The following is a 19,214-nucleotide window of genomic DNA, read 5'->3' as shown; positions in this document are numbered from 1 at the left end:
CCTGGCCGTGCCCGCCGAGAACCCCCGACAATGACGGCCTGGATCTTGCCGCACGGCGGCCGGCACGGCGCTCCGCTGCCGCCGGGGGGTGTTCACGGCGGCGCGGCGCGCCGCACGCGCACCCGCCGCGCACTCCGGCGGCGCACCCGCCCCCCGCCGGTATGCCCTGGTCCAGGCCCCGCATGGTCCTCTCCGCCTTCCCCCAAGGCCGTGCGCGCGGCCCAACGCGCACACCGGCCGCCCCTGTTCGTGCCGGGCCCGTCGGCCCGGCGCAGAGTACCCCGACACCGTAGGAGCCTGACTTCGAGCCCCCGTCGTGCGCGCGGAGCGCGGGTGCGGCGGCGGTCGGCGGGTGCGCCATGGGGGTCCCCCTGTCCGAGCGCGGGCCGAGAGCTTGGGGGAGTGCGTGCCGGGCGTCGGGGCGCAGACGGGGCTGCAAAGGCACGCCCGGAGAGGCCACCCGTGCCCCGTGCCGTGCCCCCTGCCGTGCCGTGCCGGTCACCGGCGGCAGCGCGGCACCGACCCGGCCGTGCCCGCGCCCGCGTTCTGCGGGCGTCGTCGCGCCCGGGGCGCCCCCGAGGAGATCGCCGCCGCCCCGACACCGGACCCCGGCCACCAGGGGATGAATGCGGACATATGGGTACGGTCAGGGGGTGGCGGGACACCGGACGGTCCGCCCGCTGCCCGACCACGCCCCGACCACCCAGCAGAGAGCAGCAGCCATGGCCGAGTTCCTGACCGACATCAAGACCATCCGCGAGCGGGCCCGCCACCAGATCGAGAAGGGCCCGGTCACCGACGCCTACGGCGCGGACCTGCAGCGCGTACTCCTCGTACTCAACGAGGCCCTCGCCACCGAGATCGTCTGCACCCTGCGCTACAAGCGGCACTACTACACGGTCTCGGGCCTGTACTCCGAGCCGGTGGCCGCCGAGTTCCTCGAACACGCCCAGGAGGAGCAGGAGCACGCCGACAAACTGGCCCAGCGCATCGTCCAGCTGGGCGGCGAGCCGGACTTCAACCCCGACACGCTCACCTCCCGCTCCCACGCGGAGTACGACGACAGCACCGACCTGATCGAAATGATCAAGGAGGACCTGGTGGCCGAACGTGTCGCCGTCGCCGCCTACACCGAGATCGCCCAGTGGCTGGGGGAGGGCGACCCCACCACCCGCCGCGTCTTCGAGGACCTGCTGGCCCAGGAGGAGGAGCACGCCGACGACCTGCGCGGCCTGCTGGAGCGCATCCCCGGCGACCACCGGGCCTGAGCGCCCGGACCGGAGTCATGGCCCCGGCACCGCACACCCCGGCCCCGCACACCCCGGCCCCGCACGGGAACCCGGGACGGGGCGTGCGGGGCCGGGGCCTGCTGCGGGCGCGCCCGGGCGGGTGCGCGGCTCAGCGGCTCTCCAGCCGCAGCGACACGTCCTTTTCCTGATCGCCCGAGGCGGAGCCCTCCTCGGTGACGGTGAAGGCCGCCGAGAGGACCGTGACGACCTGGTCGACCGCCACATAGCCGCCCTGCACGCCGGCGGTCACCGGACCCTGCAGCGTGGGCGTGCCGCCCGGCCCGCCGCCCGCCGGACGGGCGGTGTCGAAGACACCGCTCCACACCGTGGGCCCGCTCGCCTCCGACGCCGTGGGCCCGCCGTCCCGGTCCGAGGCGTAGACCGCCGTCAGGACGTCGAAGACGCTCCCGGCGTCCTTGGCCGCCCCGCTCAGTTCCACCGTGACCTGCGCCGGCTCTTCTCCCGCACCACTCACCGTCAATCCCTTTCCCTCGCCTTGCTCATCTCGTCGGGCCGCGCCCTCACCCGGAGGGCTCCTGCGGCACCGGATCCTCACTGGGAGCGCCCGTCTGCCCGCCGCTGCCGCGCCGGCCGGTGCCGGCCTCGTCGGTCTCGGGCACGTCGTCGTCGCCCCCGTCCCCGGCAGCCCCGCCGCCGGTTTCGGCCGCCTCCTGCGCCGCCTCCCAGGGGTCCTGGCCGCCGTCGGCCTGCTGGTCGGGCGGGTCCCTGGGCACGGGCGTCTCGCCGTCCGCACCGGGGGAGGGCGGTATCTGCGCGCTCACGATGTCTCCTTTCGGCCGCTGGGCCCCGGAAGCGGCGGGCCGGTCCGGGCCGGCTCGTTCCGGAGCTGGGGTTGCAGGTACCCGCGCAGGGCGGGACAACTCGTACTGATCACCGTGGACCACCCGCAGCCGATCGGCGACACGGCGGCCGGGCAGGCACGCCGGTGCGGTGTGAGACTGCTCGGAGGAGCCTGTGTCACCACCCCGGCCGTGTCGCGCAGCCCCGGGGCGAAGGGAGAGGACGTGCCGGCATCGGAGCCGCCCAGCGGACTCGAGGAGTTCCTTGCCGACCCGGACAACGCCGTACTGGACCTGGCCACCGCGGTCGCCCGGTGCGCCACCGCGCTGGGCGTGCCCCAGGCCGTGGTCTACCTCGCCGACCTCCAGCAGCGCCGCCTGATCCCCCTCAACGACGACGCGGCCGCCGCCGACGTGGACAACTCCCTGGCCGGCTGGGCCTACCGCACCCTGGCCCTGCGCGTACAGGAGTCGCCCGCCGGCGGCATGACCGCCTGGCTGCCCCTGCTGGACGGCGCCGAACGCCTGGGCGTGCTCGCCGTCCACACCCCCTTCCTGGACCCCGCGCTGCTGCGCCGCGGCCGCGCCCTGGCCGCCCTCCTCGCGATGATGATCACCTCCAAGCGCGCCTACAAGGACAACGTCGTCCAGCGCACCCGCTCCGAGCCCATGCAGCTGCCCGCCGAGATGCTCCGCGCCTTCCTGCCGCCGCGCACCATCGGCAACACCCATGTGGTCTCCACCGCCGTGCTGGAACCCGCCTACGAGATCGGCGGCGACGCCTTCGACCACTGCCTCACCCCAACGGCCCTGCACGCCACGATCGTCGACGCGATGGGCCACAACCTGCTCTCCGGCCTGACCACCGCCGTCGCCCTGGCCGCCTGCCGCAACGGCCGGCGCACCGGGGCGGAGCTGCCCGAACTCCTGGAGGCCGTGGACGCGGCCATCGGCCTGTGGCTGCCCGACCAGTTCTGCACCGGCGTCCTGATGCGCCTGGATCTGGCCAGCGGGGTGCTGCGCTGGAGCAACTGCGGGCACCCGCCGCCCCTGCTCATCCGCGACAACCAGCTGGTGGAGGGCGCCCTGGAACGCGAGGCCGACCCGCCCATGGGCTTCTCCGCCTTCCTGCGCAGCACCGACCGCCAGGTCCATGAGACGACCCTGGAACCCGGCGACCGCGTGCTGCTCTACACCGACGGCATGACCGAGGCGCGGCTGGCCGACGGCACCGAATTCGGGCTCGAACGGTTCGCCGACTCCGTCATCCGCGCCTCCACCGGCGGCGAGGTCGCCGCCGAGACGCTGCGCCGGCTCATCCACTCCGTGCTGGACGCGCAGACCGACCGGCTGCGCGACGACGCCACCATCTTGCTGATCGAGTGGCATCCGCCGGGCCGGGAACCCCGGCCCGCGCACCGCTGAACGCCCCGCTCAGCCCCCGTTCTCGTTCTCGTGGATGTCCTCGTGGATGTCCTCCTGGGCGGCGGGGCTGGGCGTGAGGGTGTCGCCGGCCTCGCCGTCCTTGGTGTGCTCGCGCTCCTCGTCGGGCACGGGCCGCTCCTCGGCGTCCTCGACCTCCTCCAGGACCTCCTGGGCCGCGGTCTGCGCCGGCTCGGGGTGGCTGTGCTGCTGCATGGTGCTGTCCTTTCGTGGTCAGGGTGTTCAGGATGGTCAGGTGGTCAGGGCAGGGGCGTGCCGCCGGTGGCGTTCATGATCTCGGCGGTGAGGAAACCGGCGTGCTCCGAGGCGAGGAAGACATAGGCCGGGGCCATCTCCGCGGGCTGCGCGGGCCGGCCCAGCGGCGCCTGCTTGCCGAACTCCGTGGTGTCGGGCAGCGTCGCGGGGATCAGCGGCGTCCACACCGGCCCGGGCGCCACCGCGTTGACGCGGATCCCGTCCTCGACCAGCATCTGCGCGAGCCCCTGGGTGAACGTGACGATGGCGCCCTTGGTCATGGCGTAGTCCAGCAGGTGCGGACTGGGCTTGTAGGCCTGCACCGAGGTGGTGTTGATGATCGAGGCGCCGCGCGGCATGTGCGGCACCGCCATCTTGCACAGCCAGAACATGCCGTACAGGTTGGTGCGCACCACCCGGTCGAACTGCTCGGTGGGGATGTCCGTGATGCCCTTGGGCCGCGACATCTGGTAGGCGGCGTTGTTGACCAGGACGTCGATCCGCCCGAACTCGGTGACCGCGCGCTCCACGAGCCGCCGGCACTGTTCCTCCTCGCGGATGTCGCAGGGCACCGGGACGGCCCGGCGCCCGGCCTCCTCGACCCAGCGGGCGGTCTCCTGTGCCTCACCGGCCTCGGAGGGCAGATGGGTGAAGACGACGTCGGCCTGCTCGCGGGCCATCGCGATGGCCACCGCCCGCCCGATCCCCGAATCGCCCCCGGTGATCAGCACGATGCGGTCGCGCAGCAGCCCGGAGCCGCGGTAGGAGTCCTCCCCGTGATCGGGCGGCGGGTCCATCGGCCCGGTCCACCCCGGCACCTCCTGGTCCTGCTGGGGAAAGTCGGGGCGCGGCCCCTTGGTGGTGGGATCCTGCGGGCCCTGCCGGCCGGGAGTGTCCGTCATGGGGGCTGCCTTTCTTGCGGGGGCGTAGGGCCGGGCGCGGGCGCTCCGGGCCCCGGGGGGGGGCGCCTCTCCCACCTTCCGCAAGACGCGGGCACCTCACCACCGGAGCGCCGGGCCGGCACTCCTGGGCGCACCGGCGGCATCCGGCGCGGCCGCGGCCACCGGGTGCCCTGGCCTCCGACCGGCAAAACGCACCCCCCGGCCGGGGCCGGGTGGGGCGCGGCAGGCATGTCCCGCCCGATCGGGGACAACCGGGGACCATGAAGATCCTTCTTGTCCTCGTCGTCCTCGCCGTCGCCGCCGCCTGGTACCTGAAGTCGCACAAGCGCCGCTGACCACCCGGCCGAGCCGATCCTCAGCTCCGGCGGCATCCTCGAACCGCCGCCCGGCTGCTTCGCCGCGCTGCACGACAGCCGCCGCCTCCTGCGCCTCGCGCCGCCGCTGACCGCCGCCCGCGACGGGCTCGCCCAGGGCCCGAGCATCCTGGACCAGGCCCTGACCGAGACCTGCGCCGGTCTCTGACCGGGGCCGCAACCGCCTGGCCGGGGCCGCACCCCTGAGCGGTCAGGGGCGTTCGGGTTCCTTGCCCGCCGCCTCGGCGATGTTGCGGGCCATGCCGCCGAAGACCACCGCGTGGAAGGGCGCCACCGCCCACCAGTAGGCGTGCCCGGCCAGGCCGCGCGGGTGGAACAGGGCGCGCTGGCGGTAGCGGGTGCGGCCCGAGGTGTCCTCCTCCACCCGCATCTCCAGCCAGGCCAGGCCGGGCAGCCGCATCTCGGCGCGCAGCCGCAGCAGCCGGCCCGGCTCGATCTCCTCCACCCGCCAGAAATCCAGGGAGTCGCCCACCCGCAGCCGGTGCGCGTCGCGGCGCCCCCGGCGCAGGCCCACCCCGCCCGCCAGCCGGTCCAGCCAGCCCCGTACCGCCCAGGCCAGCGGGAAGGAGTACCAGCCGTTGTCGCCGCCGATGCCCTCGATGACCCGCCACAGTGCCGCCGGCGAGGCGTCCACGACCAGGGTGCGGTGGTCGGTGTAGAGGCTGCCGCCGGCCCAGTCGGGGTCGGTGGGCAGCGGGTCGCTGGGCGCGCCGGGCACCGACGCCGAGGACCAGCGGGTGCTGACCTGCGCCTCCTGGATGCGTTGCAGGGCCAGCCGCAGCGCCTTGGTGAAGGGCAGCGGGCGGCCGGGGCCGTCGGGGACCCAGTCGGCGATGTCGTGTTCCTGGCAGATCACTTCGTGGCGCAGCGACTCCGCCAGCGGCCGGGCGATGCCGCGCGGCACGGGCGTGATCAGGCCGACCCAGTGGCTGGAGAGGGTGGGGGTCAGCAGCGGCACCGGCACGATCAGCCGGTGACGCAGGCCCGCCACCTGGGCGTAGGTGCGCATCATGTCGCGGTAGGTCATCACGTCCGGGCCGCCGATGTCGAAGCCCCGGCTGACCTCGGCGGGCAGCTCGGCGCAGGCCACCAGGTAGCGCAGCACGTCGCGGACCGCGATGGGCTGGATGCGGGTGCGCACCCAGCTGGGGGTGACCATGACCGGCAGGCGCTCGGTGAGGTAGCGCAGCATCTCAAAGGACGCCGAGCCCGACCCGATGATGACCGCCGCCCGCAGCACCGCGGCGGGCACCGGGCCGTCCAGGAAGATGCGGCCCACCTCGGCCCGCGAGCGCAGATGCGGCGACAGCTCCCGCGCGCTGACCCCGGCCGGGGTCAGCCCGCCCAGATACACGATGCGCCCCACCCCGGCCGCCGCGGCCTGCTCGGCGAAGACGCGGGCCGAGCGCCGGTCGGTGTCCTCGAAGCCGGCCCCGGTGCTCAGCGCGTGCACCAGGTAGTACGCCACCTGCACCCCCTCGAACGCGCCGGCCAGCGAACGCGCGTCGCGCACATCGCCGCGCACCACCTCCACCTGGCCGGCCCAGGGATGGTCGCGCAGCTTCTCGGGCGAGCGGGCCAGACACCGCACCCGGTAGCCCGACGCAAGGAGTTCGGGCACCAGCCGGCCCCCGATGTAGCCGGTGGCCCCGGTCACCAGGACCAGCCGCCGGGGGGAGGAGTCCTTGCCGTCGCTCACGTGCGCTGCCGCCTCCTTGAAGAAGAGCCCCCCAGAGGGGCGGGCGCCGCACCCGGCGGCCCTGGAAAGTCTCACCCGCCACGGCCCCGGCCGCGACACGCCGCACCCCGCCACCGCATGCCCGCACATCTGCCCCGGGGCGCGAAGACGACGCGTGTCCCGCACGATGTTGAGGACGGCTGATCGGGGCACCCGGCGATGACGGCGAGTCAGGGAGGCAACAGATGGCACGGCGTCATCGACTGATCACAGTGAGCCCGGCGACGGTGTGGAGCGTGCTGGCCGACGGCAGCCGCTACGCCCAATGGGTGGTGGGCACCGCCTCCTCCCAGCCGGTGCGCGGCCACTGGCCGCAGGTCGGCGCGGCCCTGGAGTACGAGGTACGGCTGGGCCCGCTGCGGGCCACCAACGAAACCGTCGTACGCCGCTGCCAGGAGGGCACCATCCTGGAGCTGGAGGCCAAGGCCGGCCCTCTGGGCACCGCCCGGATCGCCCTTGAGGTGCGGCCCTGGGGCGAGCACTGCCTGGTCACCGTCGACGAACATCCGCTGCGCGGCGCGGCAGGCGCCCTGCACAACACCCTGGTCGAAGCGCTCGTCCAGGTCCGCCACCGTGCGATGCTGGCCCGCCTGGCCCGGGTGTGCGAGAACGAAGCGGCCCGCCCCGCCGGCGGAGCGGGCCATGCCTGACGCCGTGGTCATCGGGGCCGGCCCCAACGGGCTGGTCGCCGCCAACCTCCTGGCCGACGCCGGCTGGAGCGTCACCGTCCTGGAGGAACAGCCCGAACCCGGCGGCGCGGTCCGCCACGACCGGGGCGTACACCCCGACTTCGTCAACGACCTGTGCAGCTCCTTCTACCCGCTGGCGGCCGCCTCGCCGGTCCTGCAGCGGCTGCGCCTGCACGAACACGGCCTGCGCTGGAGCCACGCCCCGCACGTGGTGGCCCACCCCCTCAGCGACGGCCGCTGCGCCGTCCTGGACCGCAGCCCGCAGGCCACCGCCGCCTCCCTGGACGCCTTCGCGCCGGGCGACGGCGCGGCCTGGGAGCGCCTGCACGCGATGTGGGACGACGTCCGCCCCGCCCTGCTGGACGCCCTGTTCACCCCCTTCCCGCCGCTACGGGCCACCGCCAAGCTGGCCTACCGGCTCAAGACGGCCGGCGCGCTGCGCATGGCCCGCACCCTGCTGCTGCCGGTGCGCCGCCTGGGCGAGGAGGAGTTCACCGGCGAGGGCGGCCGGCTCCTGCTGGCCGGCAACGCCCTGCACGCCGACCTGGCCCCCGAGGCGGCCGGCAGCGGCGGCTTCGGCTGGCTCATGGCGATGCTCGGCCAGAGCTACGGCTTCCCCGTCCCGGTGGGCGGCGCCGGCGCCCTGACCGCCGCCCTGACCCGGCGCCTCCAGGCGCGCGGCGCGGCCGTGCACTGCGGCCGCCGCGCCCAGCAGATCATCGTGCGCGGCGGGCGCGCGGTCGCCGTGCGCACCGCCGACGGCGAGACGGTGCCCGCCACGCGCGCCGTCCTGGCCGATGTGTCGCTGCCCGCCCTGTACGGCGGCCTCATCGCCCCCCAGCACCTGCCCGACCAGCTCCTTGCGGACCTGCGCCGCTTCCAGTGGGACTTCGCCACCTTCAAGGTCGACTGGGCGCTGGAGGGGCCGGTGCCCTGGCAGGCCAAGGAGGCGGCCGGCGCGGGCACCGTGCACCTGGCCGACGGCGTCGACGAACTCACCCGCTTCGCCGCCCAGCTCGCCATGCGCCAGGTCCCCGACCGGCCCTTCCTGCTCTTCGGCCAGATGACGACCGCGGACGCCACCCGCTCACCGGCCGGCACCGAGTCCGCCTGGGCCTACACCCACGTCCCCCAGGACATCCGCGCCGACGCCGGCCACGACCACATCTCCGGCGCCTGGCGGGCCGCGGAGCAGGAGCGGATGGCCGACCGGATCGAGCAGCAGGTCGAACGCTTCGCCCCGGGCTTTCGCACCCTGATCCGGGCCCGCCGCATCCTGGCCCCGCCCACCTTGCAGGCCCTGGACCGCAACCTGCACGCCGGCGCCCTCAACGGCGGCACCACCTCCCTGCACCAGCAGCTGTTCTTCCGCCCCCTGCCGGGCACCGGGCGCCCCGAAACCCCCCTGCCGGGCCTCTACCTGGCCTCGGCCGCCGCCCACCCCGGCGGCGGCGTCCACGGCGCCCCCGGCGCCAACGCGGCCCGCGCCGCCCTGCGCCGCCGCCTCCCGCTCCCGCTGACCCGCACTCAACGCCACCTCACCCGCCGCGACCGCACCGGCACCCCGCCCCGCCCGTGAAGAGCCCGCGCACGCACCGCACGCGCCCCGGCCCCCTGCACCACCGCACCGTCGTGGTGACCGGCGCCGCCCGCGGCCTGGGCGCCGCACTCGCACGGGAGCTGGCGCACCGCGACGCCCGCCTCGCTCTGCTGGGCCTGGAGCAGGACGCGCTGGAACAGGTGGCGGCCGCCCTGCCCGCCCCCGCCCTGGCCCTGCCCGTCGACGTCACCGACCCCGCCGCCCTGCACACCGCCGCCCGCACGGTGCGCGAACGCCTGGGACCGCCCTCCGTCGTCATCGCCAATGCCGGCATCGCCCAGGCCGGCCCCCTGCAAAGCGCCGACCCGCACGCCTGGCGCCGGGTGATCGAGGTGAACCTGACCGGCAGCGCCCTGACCGCCCAAACCTTCCTGCCCGACCTGCTGCACACCCGCGGCTACCACCTGCAGATCGCCTCCCTGGCCGCCCTGGGCGCCGTGCCGATGCTGAGCGCCTACTGCGCCTCCAAGGCCGGCGTGGAGGCCTTCACCCACGCGCTGCGCGCCGAAACCGCCCACCGCGGCGTCGCGGTGGGCATCGCCTACCTCAACTGGCTGGACACCGGCATGCTGGACGAGGTGGACACCTACGCCGCGCTGCGCGAACCGCGCGCCCTGCTGCCGCCCTGCGCCCGCCGCATCCGCCCCCTCGCCCCGGTGGCCGCCCGCCTGGCCGACGCCGTCGAAGCGCGCCGCACCGCCGTCTACATCCCGGCCTGGACCCGGCTGGCCCAGGCCGGCCGCGGCCTGCTGCCGCCCCTGGTCACCCGCCTGGCCCGGGCCCGCTTCCACCGCCGCCCGCCGGGGGAGCCCATCGCCCAGACCGGCCCGCTGGGCGCCGGCGGCCGCGCCGCCCACCGCCCGAACCGACCACCGCCCCATTGACCACCCACAGCGCGCCGCCCGCCGTGCCCCGGCCCGCCGCCTGCGCCAGGCTGGAACCCCGCACGCACGCCCGGCCGGAGGTGTCATGGAGCCCGTGGAGGCACTGGAACGCATCGCCTTCCTCCTGGAGCGGGGCCGCGCCCCCACCTACCGCGTGCGGGCCTTTCGCACCGCCGCCGAGGTGAGCGCAAACCTCTCCGGCCCCGAGCTGGCGCGCCGCGCCGGGGACGGCTCCCTGGAATCCCTCAAGGGCATCGGGCCCAAGACCGCCGCCGTGATCCGCGAGGCGCTGGCCGGCACCATGCCCGGCTACCTGCAACGCCTGGAGGAAGAGGCCCGCGCCCCGCTGGCCGAGGGCGCCGGCAGCGGGCTGCGGGCCCTGCTGCGCGGCGACTGCCATCTGCACTCCGACTGGTCCGACGGCGGCAGCCCCATCGAGGCGATGGGCCGCGCCGCCCGCGAGATCGGCCACGAATGGGCCGTACTCACCGACCACTCGCCCCGCCTGACGGTGGCCCGCGGCCTGTCACCCCAACGGCTGCGCGACCAGCTGGAGGTGGTGGCCGCCCTCAACGAGCAGTGGGCGCCCTTCCGGCTGCTGACCGGCATCGAGTGCGACATCCTCGACGACGGCTCCCTGGACCAGGAACCCGACCTGCTGGACCGCCTGGACGTCGTGGTGATCTCCGTGCACTCCAAACTGCGCATGGACGCCGCCGCGATGACACGCCGCCTCATCACCGCGGTCAGCAACCCCCGCGCCGACGTGCTCGGACACTGCACCGGCCGCCTGGTCACCGGCCGCGGCCGGCCCGAGTCGCAGTTCGACGCGGAAGCGGTCTTCGCCGCGTGCGCGGCCGCCCGCACCGCCGTGGAGATCAACAGCCGCCCCGAACGCCTCGACCCGCCCCGCCGCCTGCTGCGCCAGGCGGTCCGGGCCGGCACGCTGTTCGCCGTCGACACCGACGCCCACGCACCCGGCCAGCTCGACTGGCAGATCATCGGCTGCGCGCGCGCCGAGGAGTGCAAGGTGCCCGCCGAACGCGTGGTGAGCACCTGGACCGCGCCCGAGATCCTGTCCTGGACCCGCGAAAGCCGCGCCCGCACCGCCCCCTGAGCCGCCGGCGCCTACAGGGCGCCGGCCAGCACCCGGTCCGGGGTCAGCGGGAGTTCCCGCAGCCGTACCCCCGTCGCGTGGTGCACCGCGTTGCCGATCGCCGCGGCCGTTCCCACGATCCCGATCTCGCCGATGCCCTTGCTGCCCATCGGGTTGAGATGCGGATCGTCCTCCTCGATCCAGTGCGCCTCGATGTCCGGCACATCCGCATGCGCCGGCACGTGATAGGAGGCCAGATCGCACTCGGTGAAGTCCCCGAAGGCGGCATCCACCGTGCTGCCCTCCATCAGCGCCATCCCCAGCCCCATCGTCATCGCGCCGACGAACTGCGAGCGGGCGGTACGGGAGTTGAGGATGCGCCCGGCGGCGTAGACGCCGAGCAGCCGGCGCACCCGGACCTCACCGGAGACCGTGTCCACCGCGACCTCGGCGAAGTGCGCACCGAACGCGTGCCGCGCGTAGTCGCTGTCCGCATCGGCCCGCCCCGCCGTGTCGGCCGTGGCACTGACCCCCTCCGGCGGCAGCTGCCGGCCCTGCTGCTCGGCCAGGCGCCCGGCCAGCGCCGTACACGCCTCGTGCACCGCCCAGCCCCAGGAGGCCGTGCCCGAGGAGCCGCCGGCCAGCGGCGCCGCGGGCAGATCACTGCTGCCGATCTCGGTGCGCACCCGCTCCACCGGCACGCCCAGCGCGTCCGCGGCGACCTGCGCGAGCACGGTGCGCGCCCCCGTCCCGATGTCGGTGGCGTTGATCCGCACCACGAACGTGCCGTCCGGGCAGGCCTGCACGCCCGCCCGGGACGGCCCCACCACGACCGGATAGGTGGCCGCCGCCATCCCGCTGCCCACCAGCCACGGCCCTTCCCGGCGGGTGCGCGGGCGCGGATCGCGCCCGGCCCAGCCAAAGCGCCGCGCCCCCTCGCGCAGGCACTCGGCCAGATGCCGGCTGCTGAAGGGCTTGCCGCTGTCCGGCTCGTGCCCGGTGTCGTTGCGCAGCCGCAGCTCGACGGGGTCGATGCCCAGCGCCTGGGCGAGCTCGTCCATCGCCGACTCCAGCGCGTACATGCCCGGCGCCTCGCCCGGGGCCCGCATCCAGGAGGGGCTCGGCACATCCAGCGGCACCGCCCGGTGCGTGGTGCGCGCGTGCGGCGAGGGATACATGACGCGGGTGGCGGCCGCCCCGGTCTCCATGAACTCCTTGACGCGGGAGGTGTGCGCGGTCACCTCGTGGATCACCGAGGTGAGCGTGCCGTCCGTGCCCGCACCCAGCCGCACCCGGTGCAGGGTCGGCGCACGGTGCCCCACCACGGAGGGCAACTGCCGCCGCGGCAGCACGAGTTTGACCGGCCGGCCCGTGGCGCGGGCGGCCATGGCGGCCAGCACCACGTGCGGGCGCGGCGTCCCCTTGGAGCCGAACCCGCCGCCCACATGCTCGGAGACGACCGTCACCTGCTCCTTGCGCAGCCCGAACAGGCCGGCCAGCACATCGCGCACGGTGGTGGCGCCCTGGCTGGAGTCGTACACGCTCAAGTGCCCCTCCTGCCAGTGGGCGGTGGCCGCGTGCGGCTCCATGGGGTGGTTGTGCAGCGGCGGCACCCGGTAGCCGGTGTCCACCCGCACCGGCGCGGCCGCGAACGCCGCCTCCGCCTCGCCGCGCACGTGCTCGCCCGAGGTCCCGTCGGAGTCCTCGGGCACGTAGGCGTCGGGGTGCCCGGCCCGCAGGGTCACCTCGTGCGGCTCGGCGGCGTAGGTGACCTGTACGGCGGCTGCGCCCTCGCGGGCCGCCTCCAGGGTGTCGGCGACCACCAGCGCCACGTACCAGCCGTAATGCGGGACGCGGGCGTCCTGCAGCACGGCCAGGGTGGCGTCGTCCGGCTCGGCCAGACGCGGCGCGTTGCGGTGGTGCAGCACCGCCACCACACCGGGCAGCGCCAGCGCCGCCCCCTCGTCCACCGCCCGCACCTGCCCGCGCGCCACGGTGGCCGCGACCGGCCACGCGTACGCGCAGCCCTCAGGGGTGTGCTCGGCGGCGTAACGGGCGCTGCCGAGCACCTTGTCGGTGCCCTCCCGGCGCTCGAGGCCGGCCCCCAGCGCGTCGGCGGTCTGCGGCATGGTGTTTCTCCCTGCAAGCGGATACGGACGTACGAAAGACAGACGGCGGCCGGCCGGATCAGGGCCCGGCGCCCCCGTCCTGGCCCTGGCCCTGGCCCTGGCCCGGATCCTGGCGGGTCAGGCGGCGCAGGACGTCGCAGGCCAGGTTGCGGGCCAGCGGCACCTTGAAGGCGTTGTCGCGCAACGGCTCGGCCGCCGCCAGCTCGGCATCCAGCGCCCGCTCGAACGCCTCGCCGCCGGGCGCGGCACCCCGCAGCGCCTCCTCGGCGCGCCGGGCCCGCCAGGGCCGGTGGGCCAGCCCGCCAAAAGCGATCCGCACCTCGTGCACGGCCCCCTCCCGCACGTCGAGGACCACCGCCACCGAGGCCAGCGCGAAGGCGTAGGAGGCACGGTCGCGCGCCTTGCGGTACGCGGAGACGGTGCCCGGTGCCGGCGGCGGGAGCAGCACGGCGGTGATGAGCTCGCCGTGGGCGAGCTCGGTGTCGCTCTGCGGCCGGTCGCCCGGCAGCCGGTGGAAGCCGGCGGCCGGCACCGTGCGCGTCCCGCGCACCCCCTGCAGTTCGACCTGCGCGTCCAGCGCGGCCAGCGCGACGGCCATGTCGGAGGGGTGGGTGGCGATGCACTGCGCGGAGTGCCCCAGCACCGCGTGGTCGCGGTGGACGCCCTCGCGCGCACCGCAGCCCGAGCCCGGCTCGCGCTTGTTGCACGGCTTGGCCGGGTCCTGGAAATAGGGGCAGCGGGTGCGCTGGAGCAGGTTGCCGCCGGTGGTGGCCATGTTGCGCAGCTGGCCCGAGGCACCGGCGAGCAGCGCCTGGGACAGCACGGGGTGGCGGGCGCGGACGAGCGGATGGGAGGCCAGGTCGCTGTTGCGCACCGTCGCCCCCACCCGCAGGGAGCCGTCGGCCAGCTCCGCCACGTCGTCCAGCGGCAGCCGGCTGACGTCGATCAGCGTCTCGGGCCGCTCCACGCCCAGCTTCATCAGGTCCACGAGGTTGGTCCCGCCGCCCAGGTAGCGGGAGGTGGCCCGGCCGGCGTGCGCCGCGGTGGCCTCCTCCACGCTGTGGGCGCGCACATACCTGAAGGACTTCACCGCACCCCACCCCCCGCGGCGTCCTCGGCGGCCGCCAGGTCCTGGACGGCCTCGACGATGCGCGGATAGGCGCCGCACCGGCACAGGTTGCCGCTCAGCCGCTCCTGGATCTCCTCCCGGCTCAGCCGCACCGGCTCACCGCCCTCCGCCTTCGGATCCGTCACGTGCGAGGCATGGCCGGCCCGGGCCTCGGCCAGGACGCCCAGGGCCGAACACAGCTGCCCCGGCGTGCAGTACCCGCACTGGAAGGCATCACGCTCCACGAACGCCCGCTGCAGGGGATGCGGCGGGTGGCCGTCGGCGGCGTGCAGCCCCTCGACCGTGGTGATGTCACATCCCTCGACGGCGACCGCCAGCAGCAGACAGCTGTTGGCCCGGCGCCCGTCCACCAGGACGGTGCAGGCACCGCACTGGCCGTGGTCACAGCCCTTCTTGGCGCCGGTCAGATCCAGCTGCTCCCGCAGGACGTCCAGCAGCGTCGCACGGTGATCGACGACCGGGCGGTGGGCCCTGCCGTTCACCCGCAGCGGCACTTGCGAATGGAACACATCGGTCCCCATGGCGCTCTGCTCCCTCGTCCCGGAGGCGGATCGGTGCCGGTATCAGCCCCTCCAGCCTGGGACAGGAGACACGTTCCGGCATGCCGAGCCGCTCCGGGACGACGCAGACCGGGAGAGGGGAGAGGGGAGAGGGGGCGGCGGGGGGGAAGAAGGAGCGGGGGCGGGGTCAGTCCGTGGGGCGGGAGGTCCCGACGTACCGCCACAGCACGTGCACCACCCGCAGCACCCCGAGCACGGTGCCGGCCCAGGCACCCGCGACCACCAGCACCCTTTCGGCGCCGGAGGGGAGCTGCCAGACGGCGGCCGGACCGGCGATCGCCCCGAACACGACGGCGCCCAGGAAGCAGGCGCTGAGCAGCGCGTAACCGATCTCCACGGTCATCGCGTCCCGCTCGGCCTGACTACGACGGCTGGTCCCCATGACCGCAGAGCCTACCCAGCCCCGCGCCCGGCCCCGCCGTACCCCGCCAAGTCCCCCCCCCGGGCGCACCGCGGGACCGCCCCCGCACCGCTACCCGCCGCCGTGGACGCCGGCCGCGACCCGCACGAACGAGCGGACCAGCACATCGGTGTTGCCCGCACCCCACGCGGCCACCAGCGGGCTGGGCGGCATGTCGCTCAGCGGCACCACCGCAAGGCCGGGGGAGGGCGGGTGGTCCAAAAGGGTCATGCCCACGGTGCCGTTCCACAGCACGGCCTGCCGGCACTCCACGACCGCACGCACCACCGGGCCCTCGCGGTGGTGACCGCCGCCCCAGTAGGCCTGCCACAGCGGGTCGGTGCCCGGCGGGAAGCGGAACCAGCGCCGTTGCGCCACACGCCCCGCCTCCTAGGGCGCGTGCCGGGCGCCGCGGGGCAGGCGGGACTTCCGACACAGGCCCTAGGCCTGCCCGGCCAGGGCGAGTTGGTGCAGGTCCTCCAGGGCGTCCAGGAGAACGGTCTCCTGGTGCCACCTGATCCACTCGCCCATGGTGCGGCCGGCGGCGTGCAGTTCGCGCAGCTGGGCCTGGGTGAAGCCGATCAGGGGCCGGGCGTGGTGGGAGGAGATGACGCCGTGCACGGTCCGGTGTTCGTCGACGAGCGGGATGCTGTGGCAGGCGCGGCTGCCGGAGGTGAGGATCACCCGGCGCGTCTCGTCGTCGAACCCGGCCGAGGAGGCCACCTCCTTGACGGTGACCTGGCTGCCGGCCTCGGCGGCCCGGGAGCAGGAGGTGTTGCCGTCGACGAAGGCGAAGTAGTCGGTGAAGTGCCGGGGGTGCCCCGCGTGTTTGGCCATGCGCAGCACGTCGTCCTCGAGCAGCTGCACGTTGCCCATGTCCGTGCCGGTGACGCTCAGCACGCGGTGCAGCGCGGCGCCGAGCACCTCGCCCTGGTTGCGCACGTCCAGCGTGCCGGCCTCCAGCGCGGCCAGGCTGGGCAGGGCGTGCGGGGCCCGCTCGGGCAGCCACCTCTCGGCGCCCGGCGCGGGGCCGGGGGTGCGCACCACCGCGGCGGCCAGCTGGTGCAGCTTGATGTTGGCGTGCTGCGAGGCCCGGCGCAGCAGCACGAACGCCTCCTGGGCGTGGGCCAGCCGGTAGCGCTCGACCAGGATGCCCTCGGCCAGCGCGATCCGGGGCCGCGCCCGCGCCCGCACCTCCAGCTCGGCCACCTGCTCGCGCAGCCGCCCGGCGGTGGCGCGCAGCTGCTCCGCCTCCAGCTGGAGCGAGGAGATCTGCTCGGGCGAGGAGCGCGGACCGGGCGGCGAGAGCCGGTCGGATGAGGAAGTCCGTTCGGGTGAGGAGGTCCGGTCCTCCGGTGACGAGGACGCGGTCGGAATGCTGGTCAAACTCTCTCCCCTGGCCGCACCTGCTCCGGCCTCCTTTGCCGATCGGCCAAGGAGCAGCGGGCCGCGCCACCGGCCCCGGCGCGCCCGGTTCCTCCCGGCACGCCTGCTCCTCACCCACTTCGGCGACCGTATCCCGCCCGCTCCGCGGTGTCATGACCGCCCTGGCACGCATCGTCGACGACCCCACGCCGGACGGCGCACCGGACGCCGCGGGGCCCGCCCTCCGGGCGGACGACGGGACTTCCCGACACAGGCCCCAGGGGGCTACTTCTTCAGGATCTTGAGATCGTAGAAGAACTGGTAGCGGCCGGGGTCGTCGGGCAGGAACCAGTGGAAGCCCTCCAGCAGGAACACCGCGACCAGGTTCACCGCCGTCACCAGCGCCACGAAGGCGAACACCAGCTGTCCCGCGCGCCGGCACACCGGGGCGGGCAGGCCGGGCGCGGCCGTCCAGGGCGCGAAGGCCAAAAGGATGCCGATGGCCGCCACCGCCGCCATGAACAGGATCCACGCCCACACGTACAGGTGCAGGCCCAGCACCGGAGCGCCGTACCCCGCATCGCCCGGCAGGATGTGCAGCATCGTCTGCCGCCAGGAGGTGAAGGCGCCGGCCATGCAGGCCACCAGGGCAAGGCCCCAGCCCGTCATGTAGTCACGGCCGCCGATCGTTCCGCGCATGCCCGCGCGGACGACGTGCAGCGCGCCCAGGGCGGCCAGCAGCATGAACATCCGCTGCACCATGCACAGGGGGCAGGGGTACTCCCAGGAGCCGAACTGCACGGCCAGGCCGCCGCAGACCACGCCCGTCCAGCCGGCCGCGAACAGACACGCGAACCAGAACTGCGCCTGCCCCAGCCACGGCGGCCCGCAGCCCCGGCGGGCCCCTTCCGCCTGCCGCGCGGTGGCCATCAGTAGGTCAGCCCGAGCGAGAGGCCGCTGGTGATGTGGTGCGCGAGCAGCACCGCGGTGGCGGCCAGGACCACCCACCACACCCCGAGCACCACCGCGGGGGACCGCTCCCGGTACAGGGCGGCCAGCCCGGCGAGGAGCCCGGCGAAGATCAGGGTGTCCATGGCGCGCATCGTAGGAAGAGCCGCCGCCCGCACGGCCGGCCGCCACGCGCACGGCCGGTGCTCTACCTCCCAACGGACCAGCCCCCCCCCGCCCGCGGCGCCCGCAGCCCGTTATCGGGTTGCCGCCGCCCGGTCCGGCCGGGTAGGAAGCTCGCATGCTCCAGGGCCGCACGGTCGCACTCCGGGCCCGGCACCCGCAGGACATCCCCCTGCTGCAGGCCGGTCTCTACGACGACGTCGCCACCCACGCGCGCGCTGATGCCCGCCCGTGGCGGCCGATCGTCCCCGGCTCCGGGGACACGCACTTCGCGGTGGACGACACCGAGCAGCGCCACGCCGCCTTCTCCGTGGTGGAGCGGGAGGGCGGCACGCTGCTGGGCGCCGCGGGCCTGTGGCACATCGACACCCACAACCGCACCGCGCACCTGGGCCTGGCCCTGCTGCCGGCCGCCCGCGGCCAGGGCCGGGGCGGCGACGCGGTCGCGGTGCTGTGCCACTACGCCTTCGTCGTACGCGGCCTGCAGCGGCTGCAGATCGAGACGCTCGCGGACAACACCGCGATGCTGCGCTGCGCCGAGCGCAACGGCTTCGTGCGCGAGGGCGTGCTGCGCTCCTCGGCCTGGGTGATGGGCCGCTTCGCGGACGAGGTGGTACTCGGCCTCCTGGCCCAGGACTACCGCTGACAGGCCCTCAGGCCCTCAGGCGGTGGCGGCATGGGTCGGCCGGCGCCGGGCGGCCCACCGTGTCAGCAGCAGTGAACACAGCGCGGCGAACGCGCACCACGTGGAGACGTACTCGCTGCGCCACAGCACGAAGCACACCGCCGCGCCCGCCGCGACCAGCACGCCGAACAGGACCAGGGCCCGCTCGCCGGACAGGAGCAGGGAGCCGACGGTGGCCAGCAGGTAGCCGGCCACCAGCAGCCCGGCCTGCGGCAGTCCCAGCGAGTAGCCGACGGTGTGCCCGCGGATCTCGGCGCCGACCGGGCGCGTCGCCAGCGCGTACGCGAGGGCCGCCGCCGTCGCCGTCCCCGCCGCCAGTGGGACGAGCAGGCGGCGCCGGGCCGTGGGCGCCGCCGCGCACCAGACGGCCACCGGCACCCACAGTGCCAGCACCGGCAGTGCGATGACGGCCCAGGCCAGGGTGGCGGGGCCGGTGCCGCCAGATTGCGGCCTCGACGATCTGGTGGGCGCCCAGCAGCAGCGGCAGCGCGGCCAGCGGCAGGTCGCGGGGGCGGTGCGCCGCCAGGCTCACCGAGACGAGGCCCACCGCCGCGATGCCCGTTCCCGCCGCGAGATCGGCGGTGGCACTCCAGCACATGACAGCAACGCTAGGGCCGCCCCGGCACCGGAGCGCGTCATGCGTGTCATGTGCGCCGTGGGCGCCGTGTGCGTCATGTGCACGGATGGAAGTGTCAGCCCAGCCGGCTGTGGAGGGCCGCGGCGCCGACGGACAGCACGAGGAAACCCGTCAGGATCAGCGTGCCGG

General features: G+C 75.1%; 20 protein-coding genes and 2 pseudogenes. 7 read left to right on the top strand and 15 right to left on the bottom strand.

From position 1 onward, the window contains the following. Window positions 1–498: 498 nt before the first annotated feature. On the bottom strand, window positions 499–636 hold the full coding sequence (locus tag NOO62_RS00485) for a hypothetical protein (RefSeq protein ID WP_268768881.1): 138 nt from the start codon (window positions 634–636) through the stop codon (window positions 499–501). An 86-nt stretch (window positions 637–722) separates the two neighbouring features. On the opposite strand from NOO62_RS00485, the gene NOO62_RS00480 reads away from it, so the two are divergent. Further along, window positions 723–1,268, top strand: coding sequence for a ferritin-like domain-containing protein (locus tag NOO62_RS00480; RefSeq protein ID WP_268775411.1), 546 nt, complete (start codon window positions 723–725; stop codon window positions 1,266–1,268). Window positions 1,269–1,398: 130 nt separating this feature from the next. On the opposite strand, the gene NOO62_RS00475 is transcribed toward NOO62_RS00480, so the two are convergent. Both NOO62_RS00475 and NOO62_RS00470 read right to left on the bottom strand, forming a co-directional pair. Next, window positions 1,399–1,764 carry a hypothetical protein gene (locus NOO62_RS00475; protein ID WP_268768880.1) on the bottom strand — a complete coding sequence of 122 codons (366 nt, stop codon included), beginning with the start codon at window positions 1,762–1,764 and terminating at the stop codon, window positions 1,399–1,401. A 46-nt stretch (window positions 1,765–1,810) separates the two neighbouring features. Next, entirely contained in the window at window positions 1,811–2,071 is a 261-nt protein-coding gene (locus NOO62_RS00470) for a hypothetical protein (protein ID WP_268768879.1), read from the bottom strand. Between the two features lie 243 nt (window positions 2,072–2,314). Here NOO62_RS00470 and NOO62_RS00465 point away from each other — a divergent pair, with 243 nt between their 5' ends. After that, complete coding sequence (locus NOO62_RS00465) at window positions 2,315–3,514, top strand: PP2C family protein-serine/threonine phosphatase (protein ID WP_268768878.1); 1,200 nt, start codon at window positions 2,315–2,317, stop codon at window positions 3,512–3,514. Window positions 3,515–3,523: 9 nt separating this feature from the next. Here the strand turns inward: NOO62_RS00465 and NOO62_RS00460 are convergent, their stop codons facing one another. From NOO62_RS00460 to NOO62_RS00450, 3 genes are all read right to left on the bottom strand, one after another. Next, complete coding sequence (locus tag NOO62_RS00460) at window positions 3,524–3,727, bottom strand: hypothetical protein (RefSeq protein WP_268768877.1); 204 nt, start codon at window positions 3,725–3,727, stop codon at window positions 3,524–3,526. A gap of 44 nt (window positions 3,728–3,771) precedes the next feature. Further along, the gene (locus NOO62_RS00455; protein ID WP_268768876.1) at window positions 3,772–4,668 is read right to left on the bottom strand and encodes an SDR family oxidoreductase; all 897 of its coding nucleotides are present in this window, start codon (window positions 4,666–4,668) and stop codon (window positions 3,772–3,774) included. A gap of 564 nt (window positions 4,669–5,232) precedes the next feature. Beyond that, entirely contained in the window at window positions 5,233–6,741 is a 1,509-nt protein-coding gene (locus NOO62_RS00450) for an SDR family oxidoreductase (protein WP_268768875.1), read from the bottom strand. Window positions 6,742–6,965: 224 nt separating this feature from the next. Between NOO62_RS00450 and NOO62_RS00445 the strand changes: the two genes are divergently transcribed. The 4 genes from NOO62_RS00445 to NOO62_RS00430 all read left to right on the top strand — a co-directional run bounded on the left by NOO62_RS00445 (window position 6,966) and on the right by NOO62_RS00430 (window position 11,070). Further along, a complete protein-coding gene (locus NOO62_RS00445) occupies window positions 6,966–7,430 on the top strand; it encodes an SRPBCC family protein (protein WP_268768874.1) in 465 nt (154 codons plus the stop codon). Beyond that, entirely contained in the window at window positions 7,423–9,048 is a 1,626-nt protein-coding gene (locus NOO62_RS00440; RefSeq protein WP_268768873.1) for a phytoene desaturase family protein, read from the top strand. Before NOO62_RS00445 ends, NOO62_RS00440 begins: the two co-directional genes overlap by 8 nt. Then, window positions 9,045–9,953, top strand: coding sequence for a short-chain dehydrogenase/reductase (locus tag NOO62_RS00435; protein ID WP_268768872.1), 909 nt, complete (start codon window positions 9,045–9,047; stop codon window positions 9,951–9,953). Before NOO62_RS00440 ends, NOO62_RS00435 begins: the two co-directional genes overlap by 4 nt. Before the next feature lie 85 nt (window positions 9,954–10,038). Further along, window positions 10,039–11,070, top strand: coding sequence for a PHP domain-containing protein (locus NOO62_RS00430; protein ID WP_268768871.1), 1,032 nt, complete (start codon window positions 10,039–10,041; stop codon window positions 11,068–11,070). An 11-nt stretch (window positions 11,071–11,081) separates the two neighbouring features. On the opposite strand, the gene NOO62_RS00425 is transcribed toward NOO62_RS00430, so the two are convergent. The 8 genes and pseudogenes from NOO62_RS00425 to NOO62_RS00390 form a co-directional block, all read right to left on the bottom strand. Next, on the bottom strand, window positions 11,082–13,178 hold the full coding sequence (locus tag NOO62_RS00425) for a xanthine dehydrogenase family protein molybdopterin-binding subunit (protein WP_268768870.1): 2,097 nt from the start codon (window positions 13,176–13,178) through the stop codon (window positions 11,082–11,084). 58 nt (window positions 13,179–13,236) lie between these two features. After that, window positions 13,237–14,268 carry an FAD binding domain-containing protein gene (locus tag NOO62_RS00420; RefSeq protein ID WP_268768869.1) on the bottom strand — a complete coding sequence of 344 codons (1,032 nt, stop codon included), beginning with the start codon at window positions 14,266–14,268 and terminating at the stop codon, window positions 13,237–13,239. After that, complete coding sequence (locus tag NOO62_RS00415; protein ID WP_268768868.1) at window positions 14,265–14,828, bottom strand: (2Fe-2S)-binding protein; 564 nt, start codon at window positions 14,826–14,828, stop codon at window positions 14,265–14,267. Before NOO62_RS00415 ends, NOO62_RS00420 begins: the two co-directional genes overlap by 4 nt. A gap of 166 nt (window positions 14,829–14,994) precedes the next feature. Next, window positions 14,995–15,249: a DUF6332 family protein gene (locus NOO62_RS00410; protein WP_268768867.1), complete on the bottom strand. Its 255-nt coding sequence runs from the start codon at window positions 15,247–15,249 to the stop codon at window positions 14,995–14,997. 90 nt (window positions 15,250–15,339) lie between these two features. Then, window positions 15,340–15,645, bottom strand: a pseudogene (locus NOO62_RS00405) (LysR family transcriptional regulator); the annotation flags it as partial. Between the two features lie 63 nt (window positions 15,646–15,708). After that, on the bottom strand, window positions 15,709–16,653 hold the full coding sequence (locus tag NOO62_RS00400; protein ID WP_268768866.1) for an ANTAR domain-containing protein: 945 nt from the start codon (window positions 16,651–16,653) through the stop codon (window positions 15,709–15,711). A 264-nt stretch (window positions 16,654–16,917) separates the two neighbouring features. Further along, window positions 16,918–17,562, bottom strand: coding sequence for a disulfide bond formation protein B (locus tag NOO62_RS00395; protein ID WP_268768865.1), 645 nt, complete (start codon window positions 17,560–17,562; stop codon window positions 16,918–16,920). Continuing rightward, window positions 17,562–17,726, bottom strand: coding sequence for a DUF5993 family protein (locus NOO62_RS00390; RefSeq protein WP_268768864.1), 165 nt, complete (start codon window positions 17,724–17,726; stop codon window positions 17,562–17,564). The genes NOO62_RS00395 and NOO62_RS00390 overlap by 1 nt, the downstream gene beginning before the upstream one ends. A 155-nt stretch (window positions 17,727–17,881) precedes the next feature. On the opposite strand from NOO62_RS00390, the gene NOO62_RS00385 reads away from it, so the two are divergent. Next, entirely contained in the window at window positions 17,882–18,409 is a 528-nt protein-coding gene (locus NOO62_RS00385; protein ID WP_268768863.1) for a GNAT family N-acetyltransferase, read from the top strand. Window positions 18,410–18,424: 15 nt separating this feature from the next. On the opposite strand, the pseudogene NOO62_RS00380 reads toward NOO62_RS00385, so the two are convergent. Further along, a pseudogene (locus tag NOO62_RS00380) lies at window positions 18,425–19,046 on the bottom strand (DUF6629 family protein). Between the last annotated feature and the right edge of the window lie 168 nt (window positions 19,047–19,214).

The sequence above is a fragment of the Streptomyces sp. Je 1-369 genome, assembly GCF_026810505.1.
Lineage (GTDB): Bacteria > Actinomycetota > Actinomycetes > Streptomycetales > Streptomycetaceae > Streptomyces.
Note: the sequence above shows the minus strand (reverse complement) of the source record. Positions and strands in the feature narration are given on the sequence as shown.

What these genes read in the sequence shown, in the direction of transcription:
- NOO62_RS00485 (WP_268768881.1), bottom strand. Translation starts at nt 636, where the DNA reads ATGTCCGCATTCATCCCCTGGTGGCCGGGGTCCGGTGTCGGGGCGGCG.
- NOO62_RS00480 (WP_268775411.1), top strand. Translation starts at nt 723, where the DNA reads ATGGCCGAGTTCCTGACCGACATCAAGACCATCCGCGAGCGGGCCCGC.
- NOO62_RS00460 (WP_268768877.1), bottom strand. Translation starts at nt 3,727, where the DNA reads ATGCAGCAGCACAGCCACCCCGAGCCGGCGCAGACCGCGGCCCAGGAG.
- NOO62_RS00455 (WP_268768876.1), bottom strand. Translation starts at nt 4,668, where the DNA reads ATGACGGACACTCCCGGCCGGCAGGGCCCGCAGGATCCCACCACCAAG.
- NOO62_RS00445 (WP_268768874.1), top strand. Translation starts at nt 6,966, where the DNA reads ATGGCACGGCGTCATCGACTGATCACAGTGAGCCCGGCGACGGTGTGG.
- NOO62_RS00440 (WP_268768873.1), top strand. Translation starts at nt 7,423, where the DNA reads ATGCCTGACGCCGTGGTCATCGGGGCCGGCCCCAACGGGCTGGTCGCC.
- NOO62_RS00430 (WP_268768871.1), top strand. Translation starts at nt 10,039, where the DNA reads ATGGAGCCCGTGGAGGCACTGGAACGCATCGCCTTCCTCCTGGAGCGG.
- NOO62_RS00425 (WP_268768870.1), bottom strand. Translation starts at nt 13,178, where the DNA reads ATGCCGCAGACCGCCGACGCGCTGGGGGCCGGCCTCGAGCGCCGGGAG.
- NOO62_RS00415 (WP_268768868.1), bottom strand. Translation starts at nt 14,828, where the DNA reads ATGGGGACCGATGTGTTCCATTCGCAAGTGCCGCTGCGGGTGAACGGC.
- NOO62_RS00410 (WP_268768867.1), bottom strand. Translation starts at nt 15,249, where the DNA reads ATGGGGACCAGCCGTCGTAGTCAGGCCGAGCGGGACGCGATGACCGTG.
- NOO62_RS00395 (WP_268768865.1), bottom strand. Translation starts at nt 17,562, where the DNA reads ATGGCCACCGCGCGGCAGGCGGAAGGGGCCCGCCGGGGCTGCGGGCCG.
- NOO62_RS00390 (WP_268768864.1), bottom strand. Translation starts at nt 17,726, where the DNA reads ATGGACACCCTGATCTTCGCCGGGCTCCTCGCCGGGCTGGCCGCCCTG.
- NOO62_RS00385 (WP_268768863.1), top strand. Translation starts at nt 17,882, where the DNA reads ATGCTCCAGGGCCGCACGGTCGCACTCCGGGCCCGGCACCCGCAGGAC.